The organism is Mesorhizobium japonicum MAFF 303099 (assembly GCF_000009625.1).
GTDB lineage: Bacteria > Pseudomonadota > Alphaproteobacteria > Rhizobiales > Rhizobiaceae > Mesorhizobium > Mesorhizobium japonicum.
This window is the reverse complement of the sequence record NC_002678.2, coordinates 5360087-5374293: the sequence shown is the minus strand read 5'-3', so window position 1 is coordinate 5374293 and position 14207 is coordinate 5360087. Positions and strand designations below refer to the sequence as shown.

The 14207-nt window shown below is 63.9% G+C and carries 12 protein-coding genes; all 12 read right to left on the bottom strand.

What is annotated here, in order from left to right:
* Positions 1-14: 14 nt before the first annotated feature.
* The 12 genes from MAFF_RS26810 to MAFF_RS26755 all read right to left on the bottom strand — a co-directional run bounded on the left by MAFF_RS26810 (position 15) and on the right by MAFF_RS26755 (position 14207).
* Positions 15-2117 (bottom strand): phage tail protein, encoded by a 2103-nt coding sequence (locus tag MAFF_RS26810; protein ID WP_010914145.1) that lies wholly within the window; start codon positions 2115-2117, stop codon positions 15-17.
* A complete protein-coding gene (locus MAFF_RS26805) occupies positions 2114-4039 on the bottom strand; it encodes a putative baseplate assembly protein (protein ID WP_010914144.1) in 1926 nt (641 codons plus the stop codon). Before MAFF_RS26805 ends, MAFF_RS26810 begins: the two co-directional genes overlap by 4 nt.
* Positions 4036-9129, bottom strand: a complete 5094-nt coding sequence (locus MAFF_RS26800; protein ID WP_044549307.1) for a hypothetical protein — start codon at positions 9127-9129, stop codon at positions 4036-4038. Before MAFF_RS26800 ends, MAFF_RS26805 begins: the two co-directional genes overlap by 4 nt.
* A complete protein-coding gene (locus MAFF_RS26795) occupies positions 9126-9536 on the bottom strand; it encodes a GPW/gp25 family protein (protein ID WP_010914142.1) in 411 nt (136 codons plus the stop codon). Before MAFF_RS26795 ends, MAFF_RS26800 begins: the two co-directional genes overlap by 4 nt.
* Positions 9537-9546: 10 nt before the next feature.
* Positions 9547-9843, bottom strand: a complete 297-nt coding sequence (locus MAFF_RS26790; protein WP_010914141.1) for a PAAR domain-containing protein — start codon at positions 9841-9843, stop codon at positions 9547-9549.
* 13 nt (positions 9844-9856) lie between these two features.
* Positions 9857-10498, bottom strand: a complete 642-nt coding sequence (locus MAFF_RS26785; protein ID WP_010914140.1) for a phage baseplate assembly protein V — start codon at positions 10496-10498, stop codon at positions 9857-9859.
* Positions 10495-11607, bottom strand: coding sequence for a phage late control D family protein (locus MAFF_RS26780; protein ID WP_010914139.1), 1113 nt, complete (start codon positions 11605-11607; stop codon positions 10495-10497). The genes MAFF_RS26785 and MAFF_RS26780 overlap by 4 nt, the downstream gene beginning before the upstream one ends.
* The gene (locus MAFF_RS26775) at positions 11585-12283 is read right to left on the bottom strand and encodes a CIS tube protein (RefSeq protein WP_010914138.1); all 699 of its coding nucleotides are present in this window, start codon (positions 12281-12283) and stop codon (positions 11585-11587) included. The genes MAFF_RS26780 and MAFF_RS26775 overlap by 23 nt, the downstream gene beginning before the upstream one ends.
* Positions 12284-12289: 6 nt before the next feature.
* Positions 12290-13054, bottom strand: a complete 765-nt coding sequence (locus MAFF_RS26770) for a hypothetical protein (RefSeq protein ID WP_157866088.1) — start codon at positions 13052-13054, stop codon at positions 12290-12292.
* A gap of 164 nt (positions 13055-13218) precedes the next feature.
* Positions 13219-13644, bottom strand: a complete 426-nt coding sequence (locus MAFF_RS26765) for a phage tail protein (RefSeq protein ID WP_010914136.1) — start codon at positions 13642-13644, stop codon at positions 13219-13221.
* A gap of 9 nt (positions 13645-13653) precedes the next feature.
* Positions 13654-13833, bottom strand: a complete 180-nt coding sequence (locus tag MAFF_RS26760) for a DUF6760 family protein (RefSeq protein WP_010914135.1) — start codon at positions 13831-13833, stop codon at positions 13654-13656.
* Positions 13830-14207: a hypothetical protein gene (locus tag MAFF_RS26755; protein ID WP_010914134.1), complete on the bottom strand. Its 378-nt coding sequence runs from the start codon at positions 14205-14207 to the stop codon at positions 13830-13832. The genes MAFF_RS26760 and MAFF_RS26755 overlap by 4 nt, the downstream gene beginning before the upstream one ends.

The following is a 14207-nucleotide window of genomic DNA, read 5'->3' as shown; positions in this document are numbered from 1 at the left end:
GCCTAACGCGTTGATCACCGTATTGTCTGATTTGCGCCATGCCGCGACAGCATTCCGCTGCGCCTGCCCGCCAGCCGTGTAGCACCGGCAACGGCGTCTGTGCCGAGATGCGCCAGTGGCTCGGCATCGAGTGTGTACTCGCCGTCGAGTGTAAACGTCCGGCTGAATGCAAGAGGGCTGACCCAGCGCAGATGCGCGCGCGTCGCCACCGGCAACATGCTGTTGATGAGTTCTCCGAACCAAGGCTGCCATGCCGCGGATTCCTCAGCGGTGGCGCCGATGTCGATGCGGATGCGCCCAATGTGGTGCATCGCACCGTTGGGCACGTCGGGACAGGGTAGACGCGCGCATCCGAGGATCGCCTTGTTACCGAGCTCCGTCGCGGTCCGTGGCAGCCCGGCGAGGATCGCCGGAAGCCTGCTTCCCGCGCAGCTGTCGCCTCCGAGCATGGCCACGCCAAAGTCGACGGTCATATCGGTGACACGGAACCGCCGCGGCTTTTCCGGCAATAGGCATTCGAGCAGCACCTCCAGCCCCGCCCTCGTGCCATAGCCGGCGATGATGTCGGCCGCACGCTTGACGATGCGTTGCTTCTGCTCCGGAGACAGCGCATCGTCCCAAGGGATGCCCAGCCAGCGCGCAACGAAGTCGAGCCATTCGCCGGGCGACGTATCGGGGTGGATCCTGCTGCCGAGTGCGAAGATGCTGGAGTCGAGCGTCTGCGTCGTCGCCTCCAACACGCCCACGAACGAGCGCAGGAAATCGCCGGACCCTTCCTCCGATCGGCGGTAGATGGCGGGCAGGTTATCGATAAGCGTCTGCCCGGAATAGAACACGCTGAATTCCGAAAGCGCGGGAATGCCCGCGCCCGGGGACATGATCAGTTCAAGCTGCACCCACAAGAACGGATCGCGGACGTCGATTAACGGCGCCGTGAGCGTGACGGTGCCAGCGCCAGCACCGTGGAAGGCGAATTTGCGCCACGGACCGAGAAGCTCGCGCATGCGTTCGATGCGCCGGCTCTGAGGCAGCGAGTCGTCGATGGGCTGGCGCTGTGCCTCGTTGGCAATCGTGGGATCTTTAGCGGAGACATATGAGATTTCGAGCGTGCAACCTTCCGGCAGGGCGACGGATGTCTCGATGCGCGTCCAGGGCTGTTCGGCACTTGTTGCAGGCAATGTGAGCATCGGCGTCATGGTTGCCGATCTCACCTCGACCGAACTGCGGGGGATCGTAACAGCCTGGTCGAGCCGCATCATCCCACCATCGGTCGCAACATAGACCTGTGCCGCGGCAGCGGTCACGCCGGTCGGACTTTGCGCGATCTCCACGCTGCCGGAGAGATTGCCGTCGCCATCCAGCATGATCAGGTTGTGGTGCCCGCCAAACGCCGATCCATCCGTCCCGGCAAGGAAAAGACGCGATCTCCCATCGCTTCCGAGTGCCCTCACGCGCAAGCATGGCCGCGCAGCGGCGATTGGAAGAGAGAACACCGCGGCAGACTCGCCAACGTCGAACCAGAACAGTTTCGCATTGTCGGAGGCGAGCACGACAAAGCGTTCCGATCGCGCAAGGTAGGTGAAGGCTGTCGCATCGCCAGCGCCGCCAAGCTGGAATTGGCCAGTCAAGCGGCCGGTACAGTCGATATGCAGGATCTCGCGCGGACAATCGCCTGTGACCAGCACGAAGATACCTTCACGGCCGTCGCCTGCAATGTCGATGATCGGTCGGCTGCCGAGATCAACGACGAAGAGTCGCGTCAGACTGTCGATGTCGAAGGCAGCGAGCCCGTCGCCGGCGGCCCACAATGCCGTGGAAGTCGGGACAAGACGCCCGGCATGGGCGATCTCAGCAGGCGCGGCTACCTCCCTCGGTCTGCTATCGCCATAGGCCAGTCGCTGCAGGCGGCCTTCGTTGTCGCGCCAGACGACTTCGCCGGCATGGGTGATCGCCGGCGCATGCGCGCCGGGTGAACTGAACAGAATGGATGGTTGGTAGGGGGAATAGGGACGCAGCCCGATCCGCGGCGCCGTCGTACGGTCGACGCCCACGAATAGGCAGCACTGCCACTGCGCCTCCGTCGCAAAACGATAGGCGAGAGGCAGGTTCTTGCTCATCGCGTGGCTCCTTCCGCCGGAAGGGCGATATCGATCTCGCTCGATCCGAGATCGATGTGTGGCAGCCCGGTGCGCGGCACCTTCACCGTCTCCACCGCCTTGCCGCCGGCAAGCATCACCTGCAGGTCGGCTACGTGCCGCACATCGGGTAGCGCCTGCAGCCAGGCCACGAGATCGCGTCGCGTGACCGCCAGGCCGAAAGCGCGCAGGGGCTGGCCAGCTGCGGAGCCGACCAATGCAAGCCGTCTCGTCAGTTCCCGCACGACGCTACGCTTAACCTGCCCGACGTCTAGTCTCGGCTCGGGCACGATGCGGGCGCGAATGGTGAAGTCGACATAGCGCGGCGCGACGACAGCAAGTCGCGCGCCAAGCGACATCCGTGGCACGAGTGCGCGCCGGACTGCTTCCAGCCAGCGCGCCGTCTCGGGCACGGACCGAGGCTCGGCGCCGGCCAGACGCGACTGCATGGCGACGAGCCGGATCGTCTCGGTCGAAACGTCGCCGATGCGCGCCGGAACCAGCCACGCCCTTCCGACCTCAAGATCTGGAAGGGCGAGCGCAGCCGCTTCGATGTCTGCCACGCTTACCAGTGGATGGACCTGCGCGATGGACTGGCGCGCCTGACGGCGCTGTTCGAGCCAGCCCGAAGGATCCTCGCCACCCGCAATGGGGTCGGGATTGACGCCAGACGCCGGCATCGAGTGAAAGACGAGCCATTTGCGGTTGGCGGCCGTATTGCCGGCCATCCCCTGACTTACGCTGTAGGAAGCCCTGATCTGGGCCGCCGACGGAGGTATGGTCCCATTGATACCGTTGCCGAAACTGATCCGGGCCGCGACCGGATCAAGTTGGAAGACACGATCCTGCGGGCCTTGGTCCGAAAGCCGGTCGCAACGCTTCCACTCCTCGAAGCCGCCGACCGCCTCGACCTCTATCTTTACGGATTCGGCGCCCGGTTCGAATTCCAGCCCTGGGTATTCCAGATCGAATCCCTGATTGGGCGCGCCACTCAGCACATGGATCTCGCTGGCCGCCTCGCTCTGCGTGATTGGGATGACGTTGGGCTCGATGCGCAGGATGCCGGGTGCCCGGTCAAAACCGCGCGGCAGCCGAAACTCCAGGATCGCCGACGTTGACGGGTCGCGTATTGCCGACACGTCGAGACTGCAGAATCCCGTGCGCAGAAAGCCGCCCGTCGTGTCTTCGACGATCCGGAGCGGGACACGCTGGCTTGGGGTGACCAGAGTGACCTCTAGCGGCGATCCGGCGGAGTTGGCAGCAGCCGGCGCTGCTTTGCTTTGCCCTCCGGCGGCGCGCACGCCGATGACAAGCCGCGCATCGTCGGCCGGCTCCCGCCAGAACAGGGGGGCGGCGCCAGTCGCCTCAAGGGTCATCGCAAGCACCACGCCGCGCCCGTCGGCCGCGCCGAACGGCTGAAAAGCCGGGCTGCCGCGTCGGTTGGCGCCGCTATGGTCGACCATGCTTCCGTCCGGCAGCCGCGTTGTCAGCGCCACGACGCGCGCTGCCAGCCACAAGATCCTTTGCAACGGCCGGAAGCTTGGCTGGTCCGCGCGAACAGTGTGGATGACCTGGTCGCGCTCGATGACGATTGCGCTGGTAAACATCGCTTCCGGCGCATCGGGGGAGTCATGGTCCGGCCAGATCAGTCCTTGGGCTGGACGTGCGCCATTGGGCACGAAGCCCATCAGCGCAGCATAGGCAAGGCGTTCGTCGCGGCGGCTGCGTGCCAACGCATAGATCTCGGCCTCCGCGACCCAGGCAAGCAGTTCTATCAGCGAGATGCCGGGATCGTGCGCGTTGTGATCCGTCCAGTCGGGCGATAGGCTTGGCAGGCGCGAAAGTCCGATCTCGACCAGATCGGAATAGCGACGCGTGAACAGGACGGGAGCAAGCTGGCTCATGCGACCGCCTCCGTCACGTCGAATTCGATCTGTACTCCGTCATCATCGAGCAGCGCCAGTGCGCGGGCGCCGACTTTCGCTGACCAGGGTCGAACCCCACTGTCGTCCACCTCGCTGATCGCCACCGCTGCGATGCTCTCGAGATTCGCCACGTCGAGCAACGCTTCGGCGATGTCGTCCTCGCCAGGTGTGGCTCCTAACTGCCAGCCGCCGGCAGCCGCCGGATCGGTGTCGAAATAGGTCCGGAGCCGCGACTTCACCTTGATGCCGACAGCGCCGGCCAGGTCGATTGCGGGAACCACAAGCCTGAGCTTGATGCGGATGCGGCGCACCGTTGGCCCCTCGATGATGAGCCTGCCCGGCACCGCGAGCGTCGGCGGCGCCGCGGCGAGCAACGCACGCGTCAATTCCCGCTTCTCTGCCCGACTGGGCTGAGGGTCGCGCCCTCGCATCACGAGCACCAGCGTGACGCGGCCAGCTTGCGGGAAACAACGTGCCTGAACCGCGTCGGCCGACCACTCAAGCGCGAGATCCTCGATATCACGGGCCGAGAGCGCACGGCCGCGGTGCCGCAGCCGCGCCGGACTGAATTGCAGGACGCGCGCGTCGGATTGCGGCGCAAGGCCGCCAGCCGGCTGATCGCCTGCGTACACCGCCTCCACGTTATCGACGGGTGTCACGAGGTTAAGCGGCGTGCGCGCTACCACCTGGTTTGCCGGTACTGCCTCACCCACGCCGGGTTCGGTGCGTTCATATCTGAAGGCGACGATCGTGTCGGGGCCGGATGACGGAATGGCGCCATGCCGACCGTCGCCGAACCGGATCGTGCCCGTCGCCTCATCCAGGGCGTATACCCGGTCAGCGGCCGCACAATCGGCCGGATCGATCACCTGCCTCCACAAAACCCAGTCGCCCGGCAGGTCGACGGCGTCGCTGACGACGCTGTCGGGGTACTCCGCCAGCAGCCGATCGCGCTCTTCGCCGCCGAGGGGCTCCCTGACCCTGAGTTCCAGGCTGTCTTGCAGCAGCGGTGGCCGCGCCAGCGCGAGTGTCAGCCCGGGCTCTCCTGCCGAGGAGCCGACCAGTTCGCGCGTCATCGTCTCGGCGGCGCGTGCCCAGACGGCATTGAGATATACCCCCTTCAACGCCGGCAGCCAATCACTGCTGCCACGTGGCGTCAGCCTGAGCCAGAACAGGTTGCGCCCAAACAGCTCCGCCTGCATGGGCTCGACGCTGAAAGACATCTTCACCAGGCCGCTCTCGGAAAGGGCGCGCGTCTCGTCGGAGGCGAGGACCGGAACCAATCGGTCGCCGATCAGCGCATGAACCTCCATCGGCGCTGACGCATCGTGCGGGCGCTCCTGTTCAACCACGAAAAGCAAGTTGACAGGCTCATCCGAGAGCTTCGATGTGAAGCCGAGATAGAGCGCCCTGCCACCGCCCTGTCCCACCGCGACCGCTCGCCCTGTGAGGTCGGCTTGCCCGGCCGGCGTTGCTGCGCAGCAGGTGCAAGGTGCAGCGAAATCGTCACAGCCGCGGTCCTTCGCAGCCGTTTCAGCTCTCAAGCCCTGCGCCCGGTCGCCGGCCTCAAAGCGACCCAGCGTACAGCCCAGCGGCGCGAACACCTCGATGTTGGTCCCGGACATGCGATTGGCATCGCTCTGGTCGCGTAACGTGCCGCTGTCGAGCGTCAGCAGGAAGGTCGGCGCTACCTCCTGGTCGACGGCATAGGCAATCCGGACCTCCAGGGCGAAGGGCGGCTGGATGCCCTCGGTGGTGCGGTTGACGGTCTGTTCGGTCTGGTTGGTGCCTGGTATCGGCCGAGTGATCACAACAACCTTCTCGCGACCGTAATCGCCGCCTATGAGGCGCGCTCGAATCCAGTGGTTGGTCTTGCCGGCCCAGTCGACCGGTTTCAGGTCGGTCGGGACGACGAATTTCACCCAGCCGCTGTTGCGCAGGCGGCCTGTCCCGTCCTCATCTACAGGCAGGAGCCACCACCCAGTTCCGTTCCAGTATTCCCATGACAAAGCCGGGTTCGCCGTGGAATCGCCGAACAGCGCTGCCCATCCGGTTACCACGCCGTCGACGGTGAACTTGATGACTCCCGGCGGCGGCGGTGCCGGGTTCCATTGGCTGGCGAATGCGATGTATCCGGCATGTCCGGCCGACTGGGTGTAGGCGACGACCTTCTGCCTCACAGGATTGAGATCCGGGAAATAGATGGCCCCTATTTCGAGCGCAGCCACTGTCCAGTTGACGTTGTTCGTGGCATTCAAGATCGCTCCGGGAAACAACCGGGCCTGCACCGGCGTGGGTAGCCAGAAGTCGAGCACCGAGTTCAGCGGCGCCACTAGCCGATCGACGGTCACGACATTGGTACCGGGCACGAAATTCGTCACGCCGACCAGGCTGGGGGTGCCGGCGCCGTCATCGATCAATATCCAGTCTGGCAGGGTCGCGACGGGACCTGCGAACGTCAGTTGATAGGGTGCGGCGTTGGTGGAGACGGTTAGCTGTGCGGGAGCTGCGGTGGATGTCTTGTAGACCTGGATTACAGTCTCGTCCGTCGAGCGGTCCAGATAGGTGTCCAACCAGAAGAATTGCCGCCCCACATGGCTGCCCTGACCAGGCACATTGCCCCCGACAACGATTGCGATATCGGGTTGGCCACCATTTCCGGCCGCCACTGTATCGCCAACCTCCACGACAGGTGGTGACGGTGGCACCGAAATCGCGCTTCTGAGGTCCGCGGCATTAAGCTGTTCCGAGGCCCGGTTCCCTCCGAGCCATGCGGCAAAAATCTCGCCCTTGTTGTTGCCAGGCAGTAGTGCTGCCGGTGCAACCATGCCCGGCGCCTCGAAGATCGTAACGCTTCCGCGCAAGACGCCAATACTCGATCCGATCGGATTCCGGAACAAAATCCTTCTGACAGACGCTGCCGCAAATGGACGCCAGGCAATCAATTCCTGATCATAGCCCTGACCGTTCGGCGCCGCGATGGCGTAGGCAGTGACGTGAGCGTCCTCCAGCCGCCCGCCTATTGCAGCATTCGGGAGGAGTTCGAGAGTTTGTCCGAGCGGCACCTCGATGGTCGCTGCACCGGTGCTCCTCGCGAGTAGGCTCATGCGCGCCATCTTGGCCGCGACAACTTCCAGATTGGTTCCAGACTCCATACCAAAAGGACGCACATCCTTGTCGACACCGGCGATGAGCTGTGCGGCGATGAAGGCTTGCGCGGTCACGTTGTACGGAATCAGATCGCCAGGTGCCTTCTCGACCATCGCCAGCAACCCCTTTGGCGCCGGCACACCATCGCTGGCGATCTGAAAGATGCGCTCGAAATGGCATTCCGTGCCGGCGGGATATTCGGCGTCGATCTCAGTCCAACTGTTGCCGGTGACGGCCTGCTTCGCGATCTTCCCGTCGCGCAGGGCGATCAGCGACAGCGTGCCGCCATCGTCCACGAGAACCAACCCGGCGATCGGTCCTGCCTGAGCGAGGATGGTGCCTGGCGGTGACCCATGGTCTGCCCAAGCGCTTGTCGTGGGGGCCGCAGCCACTTCCTTCCAGACAAACACTTTGTCTGCCGTTGCCACCGCGACATTGAGGACGCTTCCCTCCATCCACATAACCGGCGGAACGGTGGTGATCAGGCTGACGCCTTCGGCCGGTGTCATAGGCTCGTGCCCCGCAAGCCGGGTCACCGTGCCGTCGGTGGCCATGCTCAGGAGATGCAACGTGCCACTCTTGTCGACCCCGGCGACGACACGGCCGATGCCCAAGGCGTCGATCGCAGACATCGCGCTGAATACACCGTCGGACAGGTCGAACTTCACCCAAGCCTTAGCCCCAGGCTTCGAGAACGCTTCCGCGCACCCGAGATAGAGCGTGTCGAACATATGCGGCTCGCGGCCGAGCGGATAGAAGTTGCGGGGTGGCGACGGCGTCGAGTTGACCATCACCTCTACCGGCGGCAACCCCGTGGGCGCAGGCTGATCGAACGCGCCCGGATAGTCCTTTCCATGGAGCGGATTGATGCTCAGCGCGACGCGGTCGCTGGTCAGCATGCCGTCGCTGAGCGTCAGCCGCGCTCTGATCCAGCGTGCCTCGGCAGTGCCGACCTTCGTCGGCTCAACAGCGCCCTTTTGTTTGGTCAGGACTAGCTTATCGCCGGCGGCGGATGGGGGCTCCAGCGGTCGCCAGCGGGGATCGGCGTCGGTAGGGTCCGCTCGCGCGTCTTTGCCCCAGTATTCCCAGGCGACGCCGTCTTCCAAGGCCGCGAGCCCGCTGACCTCAATGTTCGCCTCGGCCTCAACGTTCAGCAGTTCGGCATGCCCGAGATAAAGGATATGATCCTGCTGGTTGCGGGCTCCGTCAAAGGGTCGGAACGCCTCCACCTTCCCGACCGGCGTGCCGCTCGCAAACCCGTCGCCAGGAGGCACCGCGGGCTGGATCGTCGCCAGGTCGCCACGCGGGTTGGAAATACGATACTGGGAGCCAGCGATCTCGACCAGCATATCCTCGTCCAAACCAAGACCTGGATCGAACTGCAGCTCAGAGGTCCTCGGTGCCGCGAAATTCTTGATCAGCCACCGGGTCGGCGACGGCTCCAGGGGCTCCAGGCTGGTCAGCCCTGGCGGTGGCAAGAAGAACTCATCATTGACCGGATCGACGCCGACCACCGCCTCGAGCGTCCCCGGCGCCACCCGTAGATCGGTCTCCGTCTCGAATGTCACCGTGGCATCCTCGACGTCGACTTGCATGCGGACGGGATGGAGGGCCATGACCTCCTCGCGCGCCGTCTCGGCAAGCTTGAACACCACCGGCATGCGCGCCGGCCGCGCCGCCTCGCCGCGCCGGCCAAGCCAGTCGAAAAAGCCGCGCGCCATCTTGTCGCCCGCGCCGTCGAGCCGCTCGGCGACCTCTGAGCTGAAACGTGCGGCGATCTTCAGAAGCGCCATGCCAAAGTCGTTGTCGCCCTCCTGCGGATTCCAGTTGGGGATCCAACTCCGTGCGCGGCGCAGCAGTTCGTCCTCGAAATCCGCGGCTCGTCTGGGCTCCAGCTTGGGCGCGGAAGGAAATCTCATGGCCGGCCGCCCTCGCGGAAATAAAATGGAAAGACCAGATTGCCGATCTGATTGGTGCGACGGACCCGGTATTCGACCTCGACCAACAGCTTGCCTTCAGTTGTGGCATCCTCGTCGGCAGTAACCTCCAGGACCTCGACGCGCGCCTCGTAGCGGCGCAGCGCGGCCTCCACCTCGGAGCGGATCCGCTGCAGCGCCGTGCTGTCGACCGCTGTGAACACAAGTTCGTGGATGCCGCAGCCGAAATTCGGCCGCATCACCCGCTCGCCCGGTGCCGTCTCGAGGATGATCCGGATCGACTGCCTGATATCCTCTTCAAAGGCTGCCGCCGCCACCAGTCCGGTACGCGGATCGATGTCCACCGGCATCGCCCAGCCCCTGCCAAGGAAATCCTTGCGCTCCTCCATCGCCACTCCCCTACCCAATCATCACCGTCGGGGCCCCGACAGCGATCGGGTTCGGCGCACCCGCCTCGACAATCATGTCGCCCTGTCGCGCCGCCGCCAGGCCGCCGATCTTGACTGTCATGCTGCCTACCGCAACCACGCCACCGACATGCGGCTTCAGCACGTCGACCAGAGGGCAGGCATGCGTGTCGGATCCGGCGCGCCAGGCCGGCATGCCGGCGATCAGCACGGTTGGGCAGCCGGGACCCGGCCCCAGCGGTGTGCCGTGGCTGGTCGGATCGCCTAGCCGTGCTGCTGGCTGTCCCATCTCATGCTTCGCCTCAGTTGATGTTCACGAGCGCGCCACGCACGCTCAATGTGGCGACCGCCTTCAGGTCGAGCGTGCCGTTCGACTCGATGGTGATGGCGGCTGCCTTGATGCTGAGATTGCCCTTGGCTTCGATCGACACTGCGCCGCTGCGGCTATCGATCCTGATCGAGTTGCCATTTTCGTCCTGCAGGGCGATGCCGTCGTCGTCGAACACCACCTTGCGGCCCTTCTCGTGGGCCAGTTCGACGACGCCGCGTGAGCCGTCGTCGAACAGGAGATAGTGTTTCTTGCGCGATTGCAGAGTCCGCTTGTCGTTCTTGCCGTCGCTGTTGGCGTGCGGTGGCTTGTCCTTGCCGTTCCACAGCGCGCCCAGCACGTATGGGAAACGCAAGTCCTCGCGCTCAAAACCGACAACGACCTCGTCGCCGACTTCCGGGATCAGTACAAGGCCGCGCTGATCACCGGCCATCGGCATAGCGAGCCGCGCCCAGTAGCTTTCGGTCGGCTTTTCATGCCACGGATAGCGGACCTTTACGCGGCAGAGATTTTCGGGATCGTTGTTGTGCGTCACCAGTGCGATCGCGACGCCCTTCACGACGCCGCCGGACTCGAGCTCGGTCTCGCGCGAAGGCGCGACAGCCATCATGTTCATAGCGCCGTCTCCTTCACCTTGAAGCGCGTGCGGTAGCCGTTGCTGTCGATTTTGTGGGTCGCCTGCTGGATGTAGTAGGTCTTCGAGAAGGGCGCGCCGAGATTGTCAAACTGGACGTTCTGGTCGGGGCGGATGTCAGGGAGTCCAATGGCCTCTGCCTCGCCCTTCAGGAATTCCTTGGCCCGTTCGTTGAGCGCGGCACTGGCGCGTTTTTCGGCCTCGGCCTGCGTAAAGACAGGCTGACGCAGACGCAGCACCGGCTGCTTGTCGGGATCCTTGATAAAGGCCTTCAACCGTTCGCCGGCGCTCCTTCCCTTGGAGTCCTTGCCAGACTCCTCGCCGGCCCGGGCAACGCCGACAATCTTTTCCTTCTTCTTCGGATCCCAGCCATAGACCTCGACCTTGGCAATCTGGCCCGCAAGGTTCGCCTCCGGCTTGAAGGAAATCAGTCCTTCGCCCCAGACCAGCCTGACCACAGCGGAAGCGGAGTCGTTGGGTTTGCGGAAGTGGAGCCTGCGCTTCTCGTCGACGAACAACTCGAAATGATTGCGGTCGGCCAGCTTTTTTAGGAACTCGAAATCGCTTTCCTGATTCTGCTCGATCTGCGGGTGCCGTTCCTTGGTCGCCTCGATATTGGCGCTGAGATTATGAAAACTCGCAATCTCACGCGCTGCGTCGCTGTCGAGCGCCTTTGTCCAGGTGCGAGCGTTCTTGCCGATGGTGAGCGGGAAGGCGTGATCGTAGCCGGAGATCGTCAGTTCCGGCGAGCCTGACTCCGGAAAGTTTGTGGTGATCTCGGTGACGACCCCGGTGGCGATCACCGGTACCGTTTTGGCGTCGCCATAACCCATCCCGATGCTGACCTCCGCGCCGAACTTGAGCAGTTCAAGAACTTGCGCGTCGCGTCCGGTCAGAAAAGCGTGCGCCTTGGCGCTGTAACAGTTGACCAGCGTGAATGTGAACCGTGCCGACGCTCCAAGCACCAGGTCGACTTCCACCTGGCTGACCGCGACCAACAGGTCGCGAGTCAGGTCGTCCCGTCCCAGCCGTATCGAGAAGGCTGGCGCGAAGAAGTTGCCATATTTGCTAGAAAGCGTCGCGAGTTCCATCGGGATTCTCGATTGGTGGCAGCCTCAGCCAGTCTCCCGGCCTGATCTCGCGGGGGTCGTCGATGTCGTTGGCATCGGCGATGCGAACCCACTCGTTGGGATCGTCGTATTCCTTGGCGGCGATCGACCAGAGACTCTCGCGGCCGACCACGACGCGGCGCTTGGTCTTGTCAGAGGATTCCCGCCGCGGGGCCTCCAACTGCTGGCGCAGCGTCCGATATTCCTTGAAGGTCACATTGAGAGCGGCGCGCGCGGGGGCGCCGTCGGAATGGAACTTCGTCACCTTCCTGCCGAGCTTCTCGATGACCGCGGAGAACTCCATCGGTCCCCAATTGAATCGCACTGGCGCTGGAGCGTGCAAATCACGGTCGATCTCGAGTAGCTTGGAAATGTCCTTCAACCGCTTGGCGACCGGGTCGCGCTCCTTCTGCCTGAGCGACGTAGGTCCCTCAGGATCGGTGAAATCATCGAGAAACAGCTCCATGCTGAGCTGGTCGCATTCGCCATTGACGAACTGGAGGATTGGTGAGCCGAGGCCAGGTATGGCCGTTGCCTTGTAGGAGTTGGTCCGGTCGAAACTGTATTCAGCTGGATTGAAAAGGACGGTTATGACCTTGCCCTTGTCGGCACCGTCGAGGACGGTGATGATAGCCTTCTCAAGTTGTGACTTGGACATTGCGCCTCACAATCCCCTTCGCTCGCGTTCGATGCGAAGGCGCCGCTCCACGCGATTGATTACGTCGTCGGTGAGCCTTTCGACGATTGCCGGATCAAGTGCCTGCTGACGCTGCAAGGCGGCTGCCTGCGCTGGCAAGGCAGCGGCCATTGCGGTGCCCATGGTCTGAACATTCGCTGGGGTCGCCGCGGCGCGTGCTGGGGCGAATTTGTCCGGCTCCAGCACGCGATCCCGTTCCTGTATCCGCCAGACCAGGTCCCGCCCGGCGTGCAATGCCGGTGCCTGCGGCGGCGCTTGGCGCCTTGGCCTTATGCTGGCTAACCCGCGCGGCGTCTCGCCAGCCCACCGGACCTGCACTGTCGCGGCAGCCGCCCGGCTCGCTAGACGCCTCGCCGCAGACAGCGCGCCGCGCTCGCTGAGCCTAAAACGGCGGCGCTCGTGTGCTAACTCAATCGTCGCCTGCAACATGCCGGCGCCCGGCGTTTTCGGCAGCCGGGTTCGTGGTACCACCCGGCTCACCTCCGGGAAGGTCCTAGCTACCTGTTTCCCACGAATGGCACTGAAGCGCAGCACCACATTCGTCTCGGAAGTACCCGTGAACCGGCGTCTTTCGCGATCGATAATTTGGCGGACCGTTGTTGTCGTTCCTGGCGTGCGCTCGGTGGTGCGACACCAATACAACCGGGTCATTTGCATAGGTGCGGCTGACACCGGGCGTAGATGATCAACTGTCGGATGCGCACCGCCGAAATGCAGATTGAACTGCGTCACCCAGTAGTGCGATATGCTTGGTGATGGCGGACGCGTGCTTGGCCTTGGCAGTCGCCTCCCGGCCGACCGCCAGCGCAGCGTGATTGCCGTCCATCGCCGCCTCTGCCTCGTGGCGGGCCGAGCAACACGGGAGCGCAGTCGCAAGAGGGGCTGGTTGGCCAGCTTCATGCTGCTCTCCTCAATCCGTGATGCGCGAGTTCGAGACTCTCCACCACTATCTGCGAAGAGTTTGCATCGAGGTCCGAGGCAGCCCACTTGACCGGGATCGCCCAGTCGAGCTGCCATGCCCAGGATGGTTCGCCGGCTTCGCTCTGCAGCCGAATGCGCACCGTCTTGCGCTGGATGTTGCCCTCCGAGGCCGCGAGCGCCCACCGCCAGAGATCCTCGTGCGCAAGGCCGCGCTCGAGCACGACCGACGGGTAGGATACCTGCGAGAACAGCTTGTGCTCATACTCATTGACGCCGCCCTCGCGGTAAGACTCGTGCTTGATCTCACGCTGCAAGCCCTTGATCCGCAGGAATCCGGCGCTGGTCAGGCCTTCGATCTCCACCAGGAACCGGAAACCGCGAAGGGGATCTTGCCGCTTCATACGTGAACCTCAGACGTCGAATGGGTTGGCGGGCGTTCCGTCGAGGCGACGGTTGATGGCCGAGATTTCTCGACACCACCGCCTTCGTTCGCCGTGCTCAAGTTGCATCAGATCGCTGTGGGACCAATGAAAGTGATGCGCAATAAAGGCCATTTCCTCGTACAGCGACTTCACGGGATAGGCCTTCATGCTTCCCCCAGGGAGACCATGCTCCTCACTCCATTGCTGCCGCCGTTGATGACCGCTTTGTCCAACGGCTCGTCGGCAGAGTTGAACGTCTCGTAGAGCCGCTGCAAATAGGCGAGGTCGGAGGCGTAGAGACCTTCGATCACTCCCGGGTGCACGTCTTTCAGCGAACCGAGACGGACAATGACCCGCGCCAACACGATGACGGACAGGTAAGCCTCATTCTCCTGCACACGTGGATCGCGCAGCGGCAGGATTTCATCCGCCGCCGTTGCCAGCCGCATGACACCTTGGCGATGCAGTGTGCCGGCGCCGTCCACATAGCCCTTCGGCAGTTCGAACTCGATCTCGGTCTGGAAGCCTGGATGTGCGTTCAC

What these genes read in the sequence shown, in the direction of transcription:
- MAFF_RS26800 (WP_044549307.1), bottom strand. Translation starts at nt 9,129, where the DNA reads ATGAGATTTCCTTCCGCGCCCAAGCTGGAGCCCAGACGAGCCGCGGAT.
- MAFF_RS26805 (WP_010914144.1), bottom strand. Translation starts at nt 4,039, where the DNA reads ATGAGCCAGCTTGCTCCCGTCCTGTTCACGCGTCGCTATTCCGATCTG.
- MAFF_RS26760 (WP_010914135.1), bottom strand. Translation starts at nt 13,833, where the DNA reads ATGAAGGCCTATCCCGTGAAGTCGCTGTACGAGGAAATGGCCTTTATT.
- MAFF_RS26775 (WP_010914138.1), bottom strand. Translation starts at nt 12,283, where the DNA reads ATGTCCAAGTCACAACTTGAGAAGGCTATCATCACCGTCCTCGACGGT.
- MAFF_RS26780 (WP_010914139.1), bottom strand. Translation starts at nt 11,607, where the DNA reads ATGGAACTCGCGACGCTTTCTAGCAAATATGGCAACTTCTTCGCGCCA.
- MAFF_RS26785 (WP_010914140.1), bottom strand. Translation starts at nt 10,498, where the DNA reads ATGAACATGATGGCTGTCGCGCCTTCGCGCGAGACCGAGCTCGAGTCC.
- MAFF_RS26810 (WP_010914145.1), bottom strand. Translation starts at nt 2,117, where the DNA reads ATGAGCAAGAACCTGCCTCTCGCCTATCGTTTTGCGACGGAGGCGCAG.
- MAFF_RS26790 (WP_010914141.1), bottom strand. Translation starts at nt 9,843, where the DNA reads ATGGGACAGCCAGCAGCACGGCTAGGCGATCCGACCAGCCACGGCACA.
- MAFF_RS26765 (WP_010914136.1), bottom strand. Translation starts at nt 13,644, where the DNA reads ATGAAGCGGCAAGATCCCCTTCGCGGTTTCCGGTTCCTGGTGGAGATC.
- MAFF_RS26795 (WP_010914142.1), bottom strand. Translation starts at nt 9,536, where the DNA reads ATGGAGGAGCGCAAGGATTTCCTTGGCAGGGGCTGGGCGATGCCGGTG.